General features: G+C 59.6%; 14 protein-coding genes and 1 pseudogene. 8 read left to right on the top strand and 7 right to left on the bottom strand.

Translation table 11 applies throughout. The features are described from left to right. The first annotated feature begins 28 nt into the window (after positions 1–28). On the top strand, positions 29–1,162 hold the full coding sequence (locus M2401_RS20500; RefSeq protein WP_259105547.1) for a lactonase family protein: 1,134 nt from the start codon (positions 29–31) through the stop codon (positions 1,160–1,162). A gap of 163 nt (positions 1,163–1,325) precedes the next feature. On the opposite strand, the gene M2401_RS34645 is transcribed toward M2401_RS20500, so the two are convergent. Continuing rightward, positions 1,326–2,189, bottom strand: a complete 864-nt coding sequence (locus tag M2401_RS34645; RefSeq protein WP_409033960.1) for a methyl-accepting chemotaxis protein — start codon at positions 2,187–2,189, stop codon at positions 1,326–1,328. After that, a pseudogene (locus tag M2401_RS34640) lies at positions 2,184–2,966 on the bottom strand (MCP four helix bundle domain-containing protein); the annotation flags it as partial. The gene M2401_RS34645 and the pseudogene M2401_RS34640, both read right to left, overlap by 6 nt. A gap of 462 nt (positions 2,967–3,428) precedes the next feature. On the opposite strand from M2401_RS34640, the gene M2401_RS20490 reads away from it, so the two are divergent. The 4 genes from M2401_RS20490 to M2401_RS20475 are packed head-to-tail and all read left to right on the top strand — an operon-like array spanning position 3,429 to position 7,367. Further along, positions 3,429–5,033, top strand: coding sequence for a tetratricopeptide repeat-containing response regulator (locus tag M2401_RS20490; RefSeq protein WP_259105544.1), 1,605 nt, complete (start codon positions 3,429–3,431; stop codon positions 5,031–5,033). Beyond that, entirely contained in the window at positions 5,030–5,722 is a 693-nt protein-coding gene (locus tag M2401_RS20485; protein WP_259105542.1) for a sensor histidine kinase KdpD, read from the top strand. Before M2401_RS20490 ends, M2401_RS20485 begins: the two co-directional genes overlap by 4 nt. 59 nt (positions 5,723–5,781) lie before the next feature. After that, the gene (locus M2401_RS20480; protein ID WP_259105540.1) at positions 5,782–6,648 is read left to right on the top strand and encodes a hypothetical protein; all 867 of its coding nucleotides are present in this window, start codon (positions 5,782–5,784) and stop codon (positions 6,646–6,648) included. Next, the gene (locus M2401_RS20475; protein ID WP_259105538.1) at positions 6,645–7,367 is read left to right on the top strand and encodes a TylF/MycF family methyltransferase; all 723 of its coding nucleotides are present in this window, start codon (positions 6,645–6,647) and stop codon (positions 7,365–7,367) included. The genes M2401_RS20480 and M2401_RS20475 overlap by 4 nt, the downstream gene beginning before the upstream one ends. 125 nt (positions 7,368–7,492) lie before the next feature. Here M2401_RS20475 and M2401_RS20470 read toward each other — a convergent pair whose 3' ends face one another. Next, positions 7,493–11,044, bottom strand: coding sequence for a glycosyltransferase (locus M2401_RS20470; protein WP_259105536.1), 3,552 nt, complete (start codon positions 11,042–11,044; stop codon positions 7,493–7,495). A 359-nt stretch (positions 11,045–11,403) separates the two neighbouring features. Here M2401_RS20470 and M2401_RS20465 point away from each other — a divergent pair, with 359 nt between their 5' ends. After that, positions 11,404–12,645: a glutamine synthetase family protein gene (locus tag M2401_RS20465; protein ID WP_259105764.1), complete on the top strand. Its 1,242-nt coding sequence runs from the start codon at positions 11,404–11,406 to the stop codon at positions 12,643–12,645. Positions 12,646–12,697: 52 nt separating this feature from the next. Next, positions 12,698–14,023, top strand: a complete 1,326-nt coding sequence (locus M2401_RS20460; RefSeq protein WP_259105534.1) for an MFS transporter — start codon at positions 12,698–12,700, stop codon at positions 14,021–14,023. Positions 14,024–14,152: 129 nt separating this feature from the next. Here M2401_RS20460 and M2401_RS20455 read toward each other — a convergent pair whose 3' ends face one another. The 4 genes from M2401_RS20455 to flgA all read right to left on the bottom strand — a co-directional run bounded on the left by M2401_RS20455 (position 14,153) and on the right by flgA (position 16,734). After that, positions 14,153–14,899, bottom strand: coding sequence for a flagellar brake protein (locus M2401_RS20455; protein ID WP_259105532.1), 747 nt, complete (start codon positions 14,897–14,899; stop codon positions 14,153–14,155). Positions 14,900–14,981: 82 nt separating this feature from the next. Beyond that, positions 14,982–15,446 (bottom strand): flagella synthesis protein FlgN, encoded by a 465-nt coding sequence (locus M2401_RS20450; RefSeq protein ID WP_259105530.1) that lies wholly within the window; start codon positions 15,444–15,446, stop codon positions 14,982–14,984. A 50-nt stretch (positions 15,447–15,496) separates the two neighbouring features. Next, positions 15,497–15,817: a flagellar biosynthesis anti-sigma factor FlgM gene (gene flgM / locus M2401_RS20445; protein ID WP_259105762.1), complete on the bottom strand. Its 321-nt coding sequence runs from the start codon at positions 15,815–15,817 to the stop codon at positions 15,497–15,499. Positions 15,818–15,975: 158 nt separating this feature from the next. Next, entirely contained in the window at positions 15,976–16,734 is a 759-nt protein-coding gene (gene flgA, locus M2401_RS20440; RefSeq protein WP_259105528.1) for a flagellar basal body P-ring formation chaperone FlgA, read from the bottom strand. Positions 16,735–16,814: 80 nt separating this feature from the next. On the opposite strand from flgA, the gene M2401_RS20435 reads away from it, so the two are divergent. Further along, the gene (locus tag M2401_RS20435; protein ID WP_259105526.1) at positions 16,815–17,747 is read left to right on the top strand and encodes a chemotaxis protein CheV; all 933 of its coding nucleotides are present in this window, start codon (positions 16,815–16,817) and stop codon (positions 17,745–17,747) included. Positions 17,748–17,764: the final 17 nt, after the last annotated feature.

The following is a 17,764-nucleotide window of genomic DNA, read 5'->3' as shown; positions in this document are numbered from 1 at the left end:
TTTTTTCCCACAATAAGAAGGATCTACCATGAAACAGCCCCTGGTTCTCGCGGCAGTCATGGCCTGCACCCTGGCCGTCAACGTTCACGCGGCCACCTTTGCCTATATCTCCAGCCCCGGCGACGGCCTGGTTACTCAGTATCAACTCGATGAAAACACCGGTGCCCTGACGCTGGTCGAGCAGACGCTGGTGGGAGATCAGGTCAATCCACTGGCCATCAGCCCGGACGGCAAGGTGTTGTTTGCCGCCCAGCGGGTCAAGCCGTTTCAGGTTCAGGGCTTCAGCATCGATCAGAAAAACGGACACTTGCAGGCCATCAGCAAGGCGCCGCTGGCCGATAGCCTGGCCTACCTGTCTGTCGATCGTTCCGGACATTTCCTGCTCGGTGCGTCCTATGGGGCTGACTTGCTCAGCGTCCAGGCCATCGACGGCGGAACGCGCCCCAGCGAGCAGATCCAGACGATCAAGACCGGCCCCCACGCTCACTCGATCCGCACGGACCTGAGCAACCGCTTCGTCTACGCCGGTAACCTGGGCGCCGATCATGTCCTGCAATACCGTCTCGATGCCAAGACCGGCAGCCTGAGCCCCATCGGTACAGGGTTCGTCAGCGTCCCCGCCAAGACCGGCCCCCGCCACCTGGCCTTCGCGCCCAATGGCAAGTACCTGTATGTGGTCGGTGAGATGAGTGGCACGGTGACCAGTTTTGCCATCGACCCGGACAGCGGCGCCCTGACCCAGGTCGCGGTGGCCGACGGTATTCCGGCGAGCCTGAAACTGGCCCACGGTGAAGTGCGCGACGCCAGCAACAATGATTTGAAAGATGATCCGACGCCACGCATCTGGGCGGCGGACCTGCGCATTTCCGCCGACGGCACGCTGCTGTACATGACCGAACGCACCAGCAGCAGCGTTTCGGCCTTTCATCTCGAGCCGGCCAGCGGCCAGTTGAGCTTTCTCGGCAACTACCCGGTCGAGGAAAAACAGCCGCGCAATATCGCGCTTTCAGCCAACGGTCGCTGGTTGTTGGTGACCGGGGAGAAGAGCGCCACAGTGGGCAGCTATGCCATCGGTGACAAGGGCGCGCTGAAGCGAGTCAGCGAAGCACCGTCGGGCAAGGGCGCGTTGTGGATCGAGATGTTGCATATGCCGGGGGTATAAAAGTACGAGGTGTGGAAGCGGATTCTGTGTGAGGGATGAAGACTCTGTGGGAGCGAATTTATTCGCGAAGAGGCCAGTACAGACGATAAATGTGTGTCGTCCGGAATGCCTTTTTCGCGGATGAATCCGCTCCCACATGTTCAATTTCCCTGAGGTTCGCTCGTTAGAGCTTGAACCGCGCCACCAGAACATCAAACGAGCTGGCCAGTTTCGACAGTTCCTGACTGGCGGCATTGCTCGAGCGGGCGCCTTCGGCGGTGTTGTTGGACAGGTCCTGGATATTGATCAGGTTGCGGTCCACTTCCCGCGCGACCTGAGCCTGTTCTTCCGAAGCGCTGGCGATGATCAGGTTGCGATCGTTGATACCCGCGACACTGGCGGCGATGCGTTCCAGGGATTCCCCGGTGGCCCTGGCCAGTTCCTGAGTATTGGCGGCCAGCGTCCGGCTGCTGCCCATGGCGGCGACGGCCTGGTCGGCGCTGCTGTGTACGGCGCTGATCATGCTCTCGATTTCGGTGGTCGAAGCCTGAGTGCGGGCGGCGAGGGCGCGGACTTCGTCGGCGACCACGGCAAAGCCGCGACCCTGTTCCCCGGCCCGTGCCGCTTCGATGGCGGCGTTGAGGGCCAGCAGGTTGGTCTGCTCGGCAATCGAGCGAATCACCTCCAGCACCTTGCCGATATCGCGAACCTGCCCGGCCAGGGTTTCCACCAGGCCTGTGGACTTGTTGATTTCGGCGTTGACGTTGGTGATTGCAGTGACCGCGTCGCGGGCTTGATCGCGGCCGGTGGCGGATTCAGAACTGGCGGCGGAGGACGCTTCCGAGGTCGAGATGGCATTGCGCGCAACCTCTTCCACCGCCGTGGTCATTTCCGTCACTGCGGTTGCAGCCTGCTGGATTTCGGCGTTCTGTTGGTTGAGGCTGTGGCTGCTGTCCTGAGTGATGGTGCTCAGTTCGGTCGCCGCCGACGCCAGTTGCGTCGACGCTGCGGCGATCTGCGCCAGGGTGCCCTTGAGGCTGCCTTGCATGGCGTTCAGCGCATTGAGCAACTGCCCGGTTTCATCGGTGTTGGCGGATTTGATCTGCTGGGTCAGGTCGCCAGCGGCAATACGCTGGGCAAAACCGACGGCCTGGGTAATCGGCGGGCTGATCAAGCGCGTGATCAATAGGCCCAGGCCGATGGCAGCGAGAAAGGCAACGGCAACGCCCGAGTACAGCACCCAGTTGGCCGAGGTGGCGATATGCCTGGCTTGCATGGCGCTTTCGTCGATCTGCCGGTTATTGGAGTCGACGATGGTGTTCAACTGGCCAAGAATGCTCTGGAACAGTTTCTCCACATCGGCGCTGAGCAGCAGCCGTGAGCCACCCAGGTCATCCTGTTTGAGTTTGTCCAGAAACCCATCGATCTGCCGTTGATAAACCGGCCAGTCTTTTTCCAGCTGATCACCGGCCGCACGTTCGTCGTCAGCCAGATCGGTGGTGCGGTATTCCTTGAAGGCTTTCTCGCTCAGGGCCTGGTTCTCCTTGAGCGTCTTGATGATGGCGTCAATTTCGGCCGGAGGACGATCTTCTGCCGCCGCCGAGAGTGCGCGGTACAGGTCGCGGTTCTGGGAGATGGCCCGGGACTTGGCTTCGGAGCTTTTGGTCACCGAATAAACATTGTTGGCGAAGACTTCGTCCATGTTGTCGGAAATCCGCGCGATACCGCGGCTGCCCAACGCTCCAACAACTAAAGTGATGACTGCACACAAGACGAATGCGATCAGCAGTTTTGTCGCGATTTTTGCCTGATTTAACCAATTCATCGAATAAATCCCTGAATGCCTGGCGCTTGCTCCGGCCCTGTCGAAGGGGTCCACGTTTTGCCAGTGAAGACGTGTTCCAGTAAATGTCGTCCAATTTGTCGGGGAATTGAGAAATTGTTGGCAAACCCGACGAGATGTTTCCCATCGGCGGCACTAACACCTTGGCTTTACCCTTTGATGACAAGGGTCGGCAAGGCTTGCGGGGCAGGGGAGGGATCTGAGAACCCGTACCTTGCACATGGGGTAAAGCCCCTATAATTTCGTTTTTACTTCCTCGGGAAAACCCTTGCAGCCGACCTAAGGTACTCGACAGGCAGAAGGGTATCGAGTTCGTGTAAAATCGGCCGATATCAAATGGCCAATAGCCGAAATCTGCGCGCTCACTGGCGCAGGGAAGCTGAACCCGTTATGCCTTTGCCCTAGGGCTCACCTTCCATACTTATCTGCAGAACAGGAATCTCGATGCTGGCGTACAACGAAAAAAAGTTTCTGATCGTCGATGATTTTTCTGATTTCCGCAGTTCGGTCCGTTCCATGCTGCGCGAACTGGGGGTCAAGGAAGTCGATACGGCTGACACCGGTGAGCAGGCGCTGAAAATGTGCTCGCAGAAGCGCTACGATTTTGTCCTGCACGACTTCAACCTCGGCGACGGCAAGAAAAATGGCCAGCAGGTACTCGAAGACCTGATGACCGATCGCCTGCTCAGCTATGAAAGCGTGTTCATCATGGTCACGGCCGAGAACAGCCAGGCCATGGTCATGAGTGCCCTGGAATGGGAGCCAGACGCCTATCTGACCAAGCCGTTCAACCGCGCCGGCCTTGCCCAGCGTTTGGAAAAACTGGTCCAGCGCAAGACCCTGCTCAAGCCGATCCTGCAGGCCCTGGATCGCGGCAAGCCTGCAGAGGTACTGGCGGCCTGCACCGCGCTGTCACAGAAAGACCCGCGTTTCGCGCCCCTGTGCCTGCGTTTTCGCGCCGACGCCCTGCGTGACCTGAATCAGCACGAGACCCTGGAAAACTTCCTCAAGAAAATCCTCGCCGACCGTCCGCAGCCCTGGGCCTACGCGGCACTGGGCAAGGTGTTGCTCAAGCGTGGCAAGCACACTGAGGCGCAGGCGGTTTTCGAGCAGGCGGTCAAGGCATTCCCGATGATGCCGGTGCTGTTCGACGGTCTGGCCGATGCGCTGGTTGCCCGTGGCGATCTCAAGCGTGCGCAGAAGGTCCTTGAGGATGCCGTGCGCCTGTCACCCTTGGCCGTGCGCCGTCAGCGCATGCTGGGCAAGCTGGCGCTGGATAACGAAGATTTTGAGAGCGCCTCCAAGGCCTATCGCCAGGCGGTCTCCCAAGGCCAGTTCTCGCGCTTCAAGGATCCGGAAACCAATCTGGGCCTGGCCCAGGCGCTGATCAGCAAGGGCGGTGACCAGGGCCTGGATGCGCGCTCCCGGGTGGAGATCAATCAGGCCCTTGGCGAAGTGGCCAAGGAGAACGCCGACGATCCAGGCCTGCAGGTCCGTGCGCGCCTGATGAAGGCCACCAGCCTGCAGCGCAGCGACCCGGAAATGGCTGCCAAGCTGACGGCTTCGGCTATGGAGCACTTGTCGGGCATGGAGCAGTTTCTCAGTGCCGATGCCGCCCTGGCCGTGGCCGCGCAGTTGAAGAACCTGGGGGAGGAGGATGCCAGTTCCGGGTTGCTCAAGAACTGTGCAGAAATCTACGGCGATGACCCGACCGTGATGCAGAGCATCGCCCGTCAAACCGATGACCCGGAAATTCTCGGCGCCAACAAGACCGCCATCGACCTCAATCTGCAGGGCGTGCGCAGCTACAAGGCCGGTGAATTGGCCGAGGCTCAGGGGTTGTTCCGCAAGGCCCTGGCGCTGCAACCGAAGAACATCAGTATTGCCCTGAATATGGCGCAGTCCTTGCTGCACCTGAAGGTCGAGAACCTCAATCCACAGCAACTGGCCGAGTGCCAGGCGTGTCTGAAGATGGTCGGCAAGATGCCCGACACCGATGCTCGTTTCGAGCGTTTCCAGAAGTTGCAGAGCAAGGCGTTTGCTACATGAGTGAGCAGGATTCGGGGCTGGATTTTTCCATGGTGATCGCCTCCACCGTGCATGACATGAAGAACTCCCTGGCGACCCTGATGCACGCCCACAGCGATTGGCTTGGACAGTTGTCGCCGGAGCAGCGCAAGACCCCTGAAGGCGCGGTGATCGATTACGAGTTCGCTCACCTCAACGGCATGCTTGTGCAGTTGCTGGGGTTGTACAAACTCGGCGTCAATCAATTGCCGTTGCGCCCCGACTATCACGAGCTGGATGACTTCATCGAGGCGCAACTGGCCCATCACCGCGAGGTGCTGGACAGCCGTGGCATCACGGCCAGCTACGAGGTCGAAGGTATCAGTACGCTCGGGTTCTTCGACCGCGAGCTGATCGGCTCGGTCGTGGCCAATATCATCATCAACGCCATCCGTTTTGCCCGCAGCGCGATCCTGATCAGCGCTCGGGAAGAGGACGAGCAACTGGTGATCAGCATCAACGACGACGGCCCAGGCTACCCCGACTACATGATCGGCACTCAGGCCGAGTACGTGCAGGGTATCAATCAGCGCAGCGGCAGCACTGGCCTGGGTCTGTACTTCTCCACCCACATCGCCCAGCGCCACGAGCGCAACGGTGTGCATGGGCGCATCGAGATCAGTAACGGCGGCGCCCTGGGTGGCGGGCTGTTCAGTATCTATCTGCCCTGACTTCAGTTTTCCCCCGGGCCGCCGACTATTATCCGAGGACGGCCTTAAGGAGCAAAACCGTGAATCTGTACATCAACCAACTCAACAAGAAGGCTGATTTCAAGGAGCGCGTCTACGCCGGGGATATTTTCCTCGATACAGCCCTTCAGGCTCCGGCCGAGCTGTGCGCTTTCGCCCGTCAGAGCATTACTGCCGCGTTCGATGGCGAGACCGATCACAAGGCCTTGCACACCAAGATGCCGGTCACCGAGTTCATCCGCCTGGTGACCCGCCTCAAGGGGCAGTTCACCAATTGCCTGGACGTCAAAGAGATGATCCGGCGCTTTGCCCTGGAAATCGGTATCGACCCCAATGAGTACCTGTTCGATGTACCGCGCCTGCGCGTAGTGCCCAACTACGAATACCTGCACGCGGGCGTCAGCTACGCCTACAAGCCGCACCGGGATACCTGGTACGGCAGCTCCCAGGCGCAGATCAATACCTGGATGCCGGTCTACACCATCGAGCCCGGCCAGACCATGATGATCAACGCCGGTTACTTCGCCGAGCCGGTGAAGAACTCGTCGGTGGACTGGAGCCTGAACGAGTGGATCAACGTGCAGCGCCCGCTGGCTGGCAGCAATGTCACTGAAGAAGTCCGGGTTCATCCACTGCCACTGGAAGAGATTTCCACGGCTTCGGAGCTGCGCATTGCCGGTAATGCCGGTGAGATGCTGACGTTCTCCGGAGCGCATCTGCACGGCACCGTCGCCAATCACACCAACGAGACCCGCTTCAGTGTCGATTTCCGTTTGCTGCACATCGCCGATCTGTTGAGCGGACGCGGTGCGGTCAACGTCGACAGCGGCGTCAAGGATTCCGAGGCCGGTTACAAGGACCTCTTTCACCTCAACGATTTTTCGTCATTCCAGGGAGTCAACCAATGACCAAGCGCCGCCTGACCGGGCCTGAGGCCGAGTACAACGAAAAACGTGCCAATGTGCTCAAGCGCGTGGATTCCCAATACGTGGCCGACGCGCCGTTCGTATTTGCCAACCGCATTGCGGTCACGGCTGCGCTGTCGCGTATCGAGCTGTTCAAGATGGTCCAGGACATTCCTGGCGCGATCATTGAGTGCGGTGTGTACAAAGGCAACTCGCTGATGCTGTACATGCAGCTGTCGATGATCCTCGAGCCTTATGCGATCAACCGCTCGATCATCGGTTTCGACACGTTCTCAGGCTTTGCCAGCATCGACTCGGAAGAAGACCCGGCCGATATCAACGAAACCATGTTCTCTGACACCGACGAGTCGCTGATCCAGGACATGATTGATGCCAACGACCTGGTGCGTCCGGTCAACCGTATCCCGCGTTGCGAGATCATCAAGGGCGACATCATGGAGACCGTCCCGGCGTTCCCGAAAACCCGTCCGGACCTGGTCGTGGCGATGCTGATCCTCGACACCGACCTGTATTCGTCGACCAAGGTCGCCTTGGAAACCTTCCTGCCGTACATGCCAAAAGGCGCCATCGTGGTGCTGGACGAAGTGGCTTACCGCAACTTCCCCGGCGAAACCAGCGCCCTGCGCGAAGTGCTGGACCTGAACAAGGTCGAGCTCAAGCGCCTGCCGTTTGATTCGTGCGTGGGTTATTTCCGCATCTGATGGTGTGGGAGCGAATTCATTCGCGAAAGCTGTCGTTCCAACGCCGAAAATGCGTTGAGTGTACTGGCTTATTCGCGAATAAATTCGCTTCCACATTTCACTTCATTACTCGCCCTGCAATACCTCTACCGCACCAACCACGCCTCGCCCCACGCCAGCAGATGAGCCTGTTGCCAGGTCCAGTCTCTGAGCACCTGCCTGCGCAGTTGCTGTCCCAGATTGACTGCACCCTGCGGATCATTGATATGGGCGGCAATGGCTGACAGCCATTCATCGCTGCCATTCCTTACTCGAGTCACCGGCAAGTCGCCGTCGTGGCAGCGGGCCTCGCTGCAGACCACGGGAATACCCGCTGCGCCGAAGTGCAGCAGGGCCAGGTTGCTCTTGCAGTCGCTGTACAGGTTCTGCACGGCCGGCGCCAGGCCCAGGTCGAGATTGAGGCTGGCAAGCAGGCCCGGCAGGCTGTGGGACTCATTGTCGTCGTGGACTTCACACAACAGCTCGCGCAGTGCCGGCGGGTAGTTGCCGATCATGATCCAGTCCACCTCATCGGCCAGCGCCTGCAGGGTCGGCAGCAGTTCCTGCAGGTCTTCCAACTGACAGGATCTGCCCAGCAGGCCGATACGCGGCCTGGCATTGGCCGTGCGCGCGGCAATGACCGGGAAGTTATTGCTGTCCAGGCGGTGTTCGATGACGCGTACATCGTTGTGCAGGCCCCTGGCGATCTGCGCCAGGGCCTGGCTAGGTACGACGACCCGGTCGACCTGTCGCACGATGGCGTGGAGCAGCTCGAAGGCGGCTTCGTAGCGATTGTCCGGGTCGTGGCCGACCGCTGCGAGTTCGATCGGCAGCTCGCCCAGCTCCAGGATGATCAGAGCTCCGCAGTAGCGGCGGGCCTGTTCCATGGCGTCGAGCAGGGCCTGATCAAGACGGCACTGGAACACCAGCACATCCGGCTTGTAGCGCTCCATATCGATGACCGACAGTGTGCGTGTGCTGATCGAACCATCGATCAGGCCAGCATCACGCAGTTTCAGGAAGGGGGCAATCAGGCCGTAGCTGGCGATTTCCTCGGAACCACCTGGATGCACCAGCGTGACCGGCAGCGGGCGCCACGGCATGGGCTGCCAGGTCTGGCTCAGGCTTTCCAGTTCGATGGACGTGACGTGAGTGGCCATGTTGCGATTGATGGCCGGGTCGTTGGCCAGCACGGGTAGCCACTTGCGGTACATGGCTGCCTGTTCTGCCTCGAAGCGCCTGCGTTTCTCCCTGCCTTTATCGGTGTCCATGTACACCTGGCTGATGCTGCCTTCGTGGATCAGCACCGAATGCGGCGTCCATACGTGCAGATAACCGAGGGCGCCGACATTCATGCACAGGTCGACATCGTTGTAGGAAACCGTGAAGTCCTGTTCGTTGAGACCGCCGACTTCTTCGTAGATCGAGCGGCGAATCATCATGCAGGCCGCCGTGACCGCGCTGTAGTTGTTATCGACCTGGACGCGCTGCATATAGCCAGCGGTATACATGCTGTCGCCAACAAAAATATGCGTGGCCGGGCCGCTGTAACCCAGCAGCACACCGGCGTGTTGCAGGCGACCACTGGTAAACAGCAATTTGGCGCCGACCGTGCCGACTTCCGGGCGCAGGGCGTGGTTGAGCAACTCGTCCAGCCAGTTTCCGTGGACCACTGCCGTGTCGTTGTTGAGCAGAACCAGGTATTCGCCCCGGGCCTGGCGCGCGGCCATGTTATTGATCGCCGAATAGTTGAAGGGCAGGGGGTAGCGCAGGATGCGTACCTTGTCGTCGTTCAGCGCGTCGATCCCGGCGAACCACTCCAGCGCCTCAGGGGTTTCGCTGTTGTTATCGACGATCAACAGCTCATAGTCGGTGTACAGGGTCTTTTCCAGCAGGCTGTCAACACAGCGCCGCAGCATCGGCAACTGGTCCTTGGTCGGCACGATGATCGACACCAGCGGCCGGGCTTTATGGCCGTACTGCACGTGATAGCGGCGCGGCACGCTGTGCAGCACTTGAGCGTCGGGGTAGCCGCGCACCTGCAGATGGCGTTGCAGTGCGCGCATTTCATCGGGGTTGTCGTCCGGCACGGGAATGTCCCGCACCAGCAGGGGTTCGCTGACGTGCTCGATGTCTTTCAGGCCGTCGCGCTCGATCAGGCGCAGGATCACGTCGAACTCCGCAGCCCCGGCATAAGCCGGGTCGAAGCCGTCGAGTTGCAACAGCTCATCCCGACGGAAGAACCAGTGACCGGCCATGATCAGCGGAAAGCTGAGCAGGTAGTCCAGGTTTAGGTCCGGACGCATGGCGGAACTCATCTGGCCCAGTTGATCGCGGTACATTTCGTCGGCGAACAGGGCGCGGCAGTGCAGCGAGGTCGCCAGTCGGATGGCCACGGCGGCGAGGCCGAACGCGGTGAAGCGGGTCCCTGCCTCGGTAAACATGACCCAGTCAAAGGTAAAGCGATCGATCACTTGGTTCATCAGCGACGCGCGGTCGGCGCCGTTGTGTGGATGCAGGGTCAGGCTGCCGCTGAACGATGTCCCTGGCAGCGCATGGCGAGGCGAGACCACCACGACTTCCAGGGCCGGCAATTGGGGACTCAGACCTTCCAGGCTTTGCAGCGTGTGATCCAGTGCCTGATCGCTGCCGGAGTCGTCGAATACGACGATCAGCAGGGACTGATGATTCTGCGGAGCCGCCAGGTAGTCTTCGATCAGCGGTAGCTGGGTCGCATTGGGTTGACGCCCGTTCTGCCAGTTTTCCACCTGTTCAGCGCTGAGAATCAACTCAGGCTGCCATGAACTCACCAGCAGGTTGTAGTGCCGCACGATCTGCGGGGCGCTGAGAGCCACGCCCTTGGCCAGATGGTTGATCAGCAGCGGTGCGCTCAGCCCCGCTTCACGCATCAGGCGCTGAAACTGGATGTGCTCCTCGGTGTGCCGCCCCGGCACGATGGGCAAAGGCGCATCGGCATGAGGTGGAACCAGGCGACTGGTCACCATGGGCTCGCTGAGCATGATCAGGTGGCCCTTGCGCAGCAGGTTGGCGAACAGCAGCAGTTCGCTGATGGCTGGCAGGGATTGGCCTTTGAGGCTGAATGCCGCGTTGCCCAGTGCGAGAAAGGCGCTGCGGCGAAACAGTACGCTGCCCAGTTCACCGATGAAGTTGCAGGCATGCCCGGCCAGGAAGGCCAGGGTGTCGCTGCTGTCGAGCATGGCGTCTTCGACGAACAGCGGGTTCTCCACGGTCAGGGTGTCGACGGGCTGGCCCTGGGCGTCGATCCACTGGCGCCGCGAAGTGACCAGGCTGGCGCTGTCATGCCGCTGCAGGGCGCCCAGCATGCGCTCGACGCATTCGGGGGCAAGCACGGCGCCGTCCTGCAACACCTTGATATACAGCCCCTGCGCCTGCTCGATGGCACGGCTGAGGCTTGCCGTCTCACCGGCTGGCACAACGTTGCGCAGATAGCGGATGGGGTGCGTGGTGGACGGACGCAGGGTCTCGACGATGTTCTCGATAGCACCGTCGGTACTGTCATCGCAGATCACGATTTCGCAGGCAGCGTGGCTCTGCGCCAGGGCACTGGCCAGGGTCTGTTCAAGGAAGTCGGCGCGCAAGGCAGGAATGACAATACTGACCAGTCGGGAGGAGTCCATGCATACATCCAGAAAATTCAAGAAAAACAGTAATGAACCGTCACTAAACCGGCGGTTCATCTGCGGGCTTTGCTGAAGCAATAACCCGGCCAGATGAACGGTTATCGGCTGCAACTGCAATGGTCTGTAATACCTTTTCTCCGGCCGCCGACCGGGTAGAGAATATCCCTTAGTCGTGCTTGAAATTTCGAACGGCTGCTGCGTATTTTGTACACCTTGCCGCCGAGCGGCCTGTCTAACTCTCAAGGATCTGCGTCATGACCAGCGATGGCCACAATTCACTTGCTCAACGCCTGGCCGGCGTTGCTGAAATTGAATGCGTTACCCCGGATTTGAATGGCGTGCCACGGGGCAAGGTCATGACTGCCGAAGGATTTCTCGAGGGGCGACGATTGCAGCTGGCGCGCGGGGTTCTGTTGCAGTGCATCATGGGCGGTTATCCACCGTCGCGGTTCTACGGCAGCGATGACGGGGATGTAGCGATGGTCGCCGACCCCCGGCAGATCCACCGCCTGCCCTGGAGCGAGCAGCCCCGGGCCCTGGCCATCTGCGATACCGAGGAACTCAGTGGTGGCGGTTCGCCGCTGTCGACTCGCGTCCTGTTGAAAAACATCATTGCCCGTTATGCCGAGTGTGGCCTGTCGCCAGTGGTCGCGACGGAGCTAGAGTTCTTTGTCTTTGCGCCCAATCCCGACCCGCGTCAGCCATTCCAGCCGCCCGTGGGCCTGGATGGGCGTCGCGAGGACGGCCAATCGGCATTCAGTATCAGCTCGAACAACGGGCTGCGTCCGTTCTTCCAGGAGGTCTATGCCTGCATGGCGGCGCTTGAGCTGCCCCGTGACACCTTCATGCACGAGATGGGCGTCAGCCAGTTCGAGATCAATCTGCTGCATGGCGACCCTTTGTTGCTGGCCGACCAGACTTTCCTGTTCAAGCACCTGCTCAAGGAGGTAGCGCTCAAGCATGGCCTGACCGTGGTGTGCATGGCCAAACCCTTGGCGCACACGCCGGGCAGCTCGATGCATATCCATCAGAGCGTGGTCGATTCGACCAGTGGGCGCAATGTGTTCAGCGCCGCAGACGGTTCGCCCACGGCGCTGTTTCATCAATTCATTGCCGGTCAGCAGGCGTGCATGGCGCAGTTCACGGCGTTGTTTGCGCCGAACGTCAATTCTTATCAGCGCCTGTGTCATCCCTTTGCGTCGCCGAACAATGCCTGCTGGTCGTACGATAACCGCTCGGCGGGCCTAAGGATCCCGGCCAGTGCGCCGATAGCCCGGCGTGTCGAGAATCGCCTGCCCGGCGCTGACGCCAACCCTTACCTGGCCATCGCTGCCAGCCTGGCGGCGGGGCTGTATGGCATCGAGCAGGAGCTTGCACCGACGCCGCCGATTCAGGGCGATTTCACCGTGCCCGATGAATTGTCGCTGCCATGTACCTTGCACGACGCTCTGGAGCGTCTGAAGCGCAGTCAATTGGCCCGAGAATTGTTCGGCGCCGAGTTTGTCGAAGGCTACATTGCTTCTAAAGTCATGGAACTGACCAGTTTCTTTGACGAAATTACCCCCTGGGAACGCCGCGTACTGGCTGCTCAGGCTTAAAAACCCGCTGTTTGGAGGCCGTCTCAAGAGGGCCTCTTATATTGGAAAGTCCATGCGTCAAATCTGGAAGTCCTTTCGTGCGCTGTATTTCGCCTCGCTGATGATGTTGATCGGCTCAGGCCTGTTGAGTACCTACCTGGCCCTGCGCCTGGCGGCCGATCATGTCGATGGGCTGTGGGTCGGTGGCTTGATGGCGGCCAACTATTTCGGCCTGGTGCTGGGCGGCAAGATCGGCCACCGCCTGATCGGTCGGGTCGGGCATATTCGTGCCTACGCCACCTGTGCCGGTATCGTCAGTGCCGCCGTGCTGGGTCACGGTCTGATCGATTGGCTGCCGGCCTGGCTGTTCCTGCGTCTGATCGTCGGCCTGGGCATGATGTGCCAGTACATGGTGATCGAGAGCTGGCTCAATGAGCAGGCCGATGCCAAGCAGCGCGGTACGGTGTTCAGCGGCTATATGATCGCCTCGTACCTGGGGTTGGTGCTGGGCCAACTGATTCTGGTGGTCCATCCACATCTGGGCCTGGAATTGCTGATGCTGGTTGCCCTGTGTTTCGCCCTGTGTCTGGTGCCAGTGGCCATGACCCGCAGCATTCACCCGGCGCCCATGCATCCGGCACCGCTGGAACCGCGCTTCTTCATGAAGCGGGTGCCGCAATCCCTGACCACCGTGCTGTGCGCCGGCTCCATGCTCGGTTCGTTCTACGGCCTGGCGCCGCTGTATGCGCAGCAGCAGGGCCTGTCCACCGAAGAAATTGGCTGGTTCATGGGGTGCTGCATTCTGGCCGGGCTGCTGGTGCAGGGGCCGCTGGGGCGGTTGTCGGACCGTTACGACCGGGCCAAGTTGATCCGTGGCTTTGCCGGTGTGCTGTTCGTCGCGGTGTTGCCACTGGCGGTCTTTCCGCATTTGCCGCTTGAGGTGATGTTTGTTCTGGGCTTTACGGCGTCGTTGCTGTTGTTCGGCCTGTATCCATTGGCTGTGGCATTCTCCAACGACCATATCGAAGGCGAGCGCCGGGTCTCCCTGACGGCCATGCTGCTGATGACTTATGGCATCGGCGCCAGCATTGGTCCGCTGCTTACCGGCGTCATGATGAAGTCGTTCGGCAGCAATATGCTGTATGCCTTCGACGCGTTCGTGGCGCTGATGCTGGTCTGGCGGATCCGCCCGAAAGCGGTCACCAACCTGCATCAGGTCGAGGATGCGCCGCTGCATCACGTCGCCATGCCGGACAGCATGTGCGCCTCGCCACTGGTGGTGGCACTTGATCCGCGGGTCGATGAGAAGGTGGTGCAGGATCAGATGCAGAATACGGTCGAGCCGGTTGCCGAGCCGGAAGTGGCGGAGCCTGTGGCCGAGACCGAGAAAGTGGTCTGACGCTGTTTCGCATACCTGCAGGAGCGGCTTCAGCCGCGAGGGCGCCCTCCCGGCTGAAGCCGCTCCTGCAGGGGGCGAGCGCATAAAAAAGGGCTGCCCTATGGCAGCCCTTTTTTGTTGGCGCGTGGATCAGAAGTCGTCGTCTTTATCGAAGCGACGCGCTTCACGCTGCAACTGGTACACGAAACGTTCAACCTGACGCTGCACCAGCCCGCTCATGTTGTGGAAGCGCACACCGGCGAAGGTGGTGTTGAAGCGCTCTTCGAAGTGCAGGTAACGCAGTTCGACCGGTGCGGTCATGTTGCCGAATGGCAGCTTGGCGAGGAAGCGCTCGTAAACCTGGCCCAATTGCATGCTTTCCGACAGGTCACCATCGAAACGCAGCTTGGCGCCGGTTGCCGAGATATCCAGGAGCTTGCCGGGCAGCGGCTTCTTGAGCTTGTCGCCATCCATCTGGATGCTGACCAGTTGCGCCAGCTTCAACGCCGCACGGAAGGCATTGCGACGCTGGTGGTAGACGATTTCTTCAGGCAGCGTGCCGCGATAGAAGCGCTGGCTGTCGCTGTCGACGATTTCCATCTGTTCGCTGCATTCCCAGGCGATGCGCACGCCGTCGTGGAAGCCTTCGACCTTGAAGGGTTCGCCAGCGGCCAGGTAGCGCTCGCCGTCACGGGGGATCATTTCATCGAGCGCAAGCACATTGGTGTCGCGGTCGACCTCAATGACATAGCTTTGAAAGCGCTGGGAACGCTCATGAAAAGTAATGATCAGCGGATCATGACTTTCGAGTAGCTGCCGCAGGTTAGCGGCAATTTCCAAAGGAGTGGTGAGAACCTTTGGGGGCTGCGGAGCATCTTCCGCGCTTGAGCCATTCACTTTTTTCCATCTCCAGGCAAAATACGACAGCAACGCAATAGCAGGCATTTTGCCAGTATGCACGGCGCCTTGATACAGGAAGTTACGCCTGGCTTAACGGGCGTGGTTTCGATCTGCCAGCAGTCGACCCACGGCTGTCATACAGCGTGGGCGTTTCGCCGGTCAGAATCCTGAGTTGGTGGGCAGTGCTGATTTGTTGCAGCTGGATCAGATTGCCATTGTTCTCATTGGCTGCCTGGCATTGAGCGAGCAGATCGCTCAACTCGTCGCCTGCGGCAATCAATTGCTCACCGATAGATGACTGGGCGGCGAGTGCGACCAGGCCATTACGGTTCTGGGGCAGGCCCATGCTGGCCAGCAACTGGCTGCGCTTGCGGCCATGCTGGTCGAGGACAATCACCAGCGCCTGCTTCTGCGCCAGGATATTTTCCATTTCGAACATATCGCGGCCGTGCAGGACCAGTGTTTCAGCCTGGAGCAGGCCCAGCAGTTGCTGTGCCGGGACGATATCGTCAGTGATCAGTTGAAGCAAAGTAGTGTCTTGCATCGCATGCTCTGGTTTTTAAGCGTCCATAATTCCAGCGCAAGCTTTTCGGGCTATTGCTGAGCTTCGAAATTGAGCAGCTTGCTGGCGACGCGGTTGCTGTCGACTTTATAGCTGCCGTCGGCGATAGCCTGTTTCAACTCAGCCACACGGCTGCTGTTGACGGTAGGCAGATCGCGCAGGGTGTCGGTAACCTTCTGCAATTTTTGGGCCTCGCTGCTGAAGTGAACGGATTCACCGCTGCCGCTGACCTGTTCACTCGATGCGCTGCCTGTTGCCTGCGTATCGGTCTTGCCGGTTTCTTTGCCGCTGCTGGTGCGTGTGGTGCCTCCAACGGATGGAGCATTATTCAAACGACTGAAGTCGATGACCATGATGAAAACCTCTGGGTAATTGGACGCTTGCCATGTTTTCGACCAACCCAGAAAAAACTTTAGGCTAGATGCGAAATCCGTTTCAAATGGACTGCGCATGACCGGATCAGGTTCCCAGTCTAGGAAAAACGTGGGTTGTACGCCAGTCTCCTAGTGATTTACATGGCGACTTCCACCTGGCCGGGGCCAGTTACGTTGGCTTTTATCACCCTTTGCGAGTTGAGGTTCTTTACCCGTATCTGTTCGTTGAAACCGCCGTCGGACAAGGCTTCCCCCGGCATGCGCACGGACAGGCTGCCGCTGCGCGCGGTAATGACCACCTGATCGCCCTTGCGCACCATCTCCGGTTGCTCGACGAAGTTGGGCGCCAATACCTGATCGACGACCGTTGGTCGGAGTAATTTCTGCCCGACCGCCTGGTCCAGTGATGGCAGGAAACCCTGACCCAGTTGACCGATATCCCGCTCGCGGATGGCAACATCTTCTTCGCTGATGATCGCCAGGCGCTTGAGCGGTCGCACAGTGACGACGACGTTGCGAAATAGATGAACCTGGGCGGGCACAAAGACTGTCCAGGGGCCTGCGCCTTCGCAGCGTACCCTGACCGTGACCCGGCCCACGGGTTTCGGGCTTTCCAGGGTGGCTGTCAAATCCTTGTCGCATCCGGGCATGCGTAGACGTGGATCGAGGTTGTTGACTTCGATCTGATAGCGTCCATCAATTTGATTGGTCGCCAAATAGTCTTCCACAGTGAATTCAAGAAACCCCTGCGTGACGCCGATAAGCTGTTCAGGCAAGGTGGCGGTGTCTGTCTGGCCATGGCTGTCGAGGCTGAACAGGCACAAGGCCACGATGACGCAAAATAAGCGGCATTTTTCAAAAGTGCTGTGTCGGGAAATTGTCGTTTTCGCGTTCATGACGTATAAAAAGCAAGGCCCGTGCCGCTTGGCCGGTTTGGCGCAACGGTGGTTGGTCGCTTTGGATGAAGGAGTGCGGAATGGCGGGTGTATTGGATTCGGTGAACCAGCGCACTCAGCTGGTGGGGCAGAATCGCCTTGAGCTGCTGCTTTTCCGTCTGGACGGCAAGCAGTTGTATGGGATTAACGTGTTCAAGGTAAAAGAGGTGCTGCAATGCCCCAAACTTACCATCATGCCTAAATCCAATCGGGTGGTACGGGGCGTTGCGAACATTCGCGGCGGCACGATTCCGATCCTCGACCTGGCAATGGCGACCGGCTTGCCGGGGCAGACGCAGCTCGACAACGCGTTTGTAATCATTACCGAGTACAACACCAAGGTTCAGGGTTTTCTGGTGCATTCAGTAGAACGCATCGTCAACATGAACTGGGAAGAGATTCATCCACCACCCAAGGGCACCGGCCGCGATCACTACCTTACGGCAGTGACCCGGGTCGATAACCAGTTGGTGGAAATCATCGATGTCGAGAAGATTCTGGCTGAAGTGGCGCCCATGTCGGAGTCCATTTCCGTCGGTGTGATCGACGCCGAAACGCAACACAAGGCCGTTTCCCTGCGGGTCCTGACGGTCGATGACTCGTCGGTGGCGCGCAAGCAGGTCAGCCGTTGCCTGGAAACCGTCGGTGTCGAAGTTACGGCGCTGAATGACGGGCGCCAGGCCCTGGATTACCTGAAACAGATGGTGGCTGAGGGGAAAAAACCGGAAGAAGAATTCCTGATGATGATCTCCGACATTGAAATGCCGGAGATGGATGGCTATACCCTCACTGCGGAGATTCGAAATGATCCCCGTATGCAAAAGCTACATATCATCCTGCATACTTCTTTGTCTGGCGTTTTCAACCAGGCGATGGTCAAGAAGGTCGGTGCTGATGACTTTCTGGCCAAGTTCCGGCCCGACGACCTTGCGGCCAGGGTCATCGACCGGATCAAGGCGGCAGATATCAGCTAGGGGCGTCGCTCCTGGTG

The organism is Pseudomonas sp. JUb42, assembly GCF_024807945.1.
In the GTDB taxonomy this organism is placed as follows: Bacteria; Pseudomonadota; Gammaproteobacteria; order Pseudomonadales; family Pseudomonadaceae; genus Aquipseudomonas.
The sequence above is the reverse complement of the archived record's forward strand: the minus strand, read 5'-3'. Positions and strand labels throughout refer to the sequence as shown.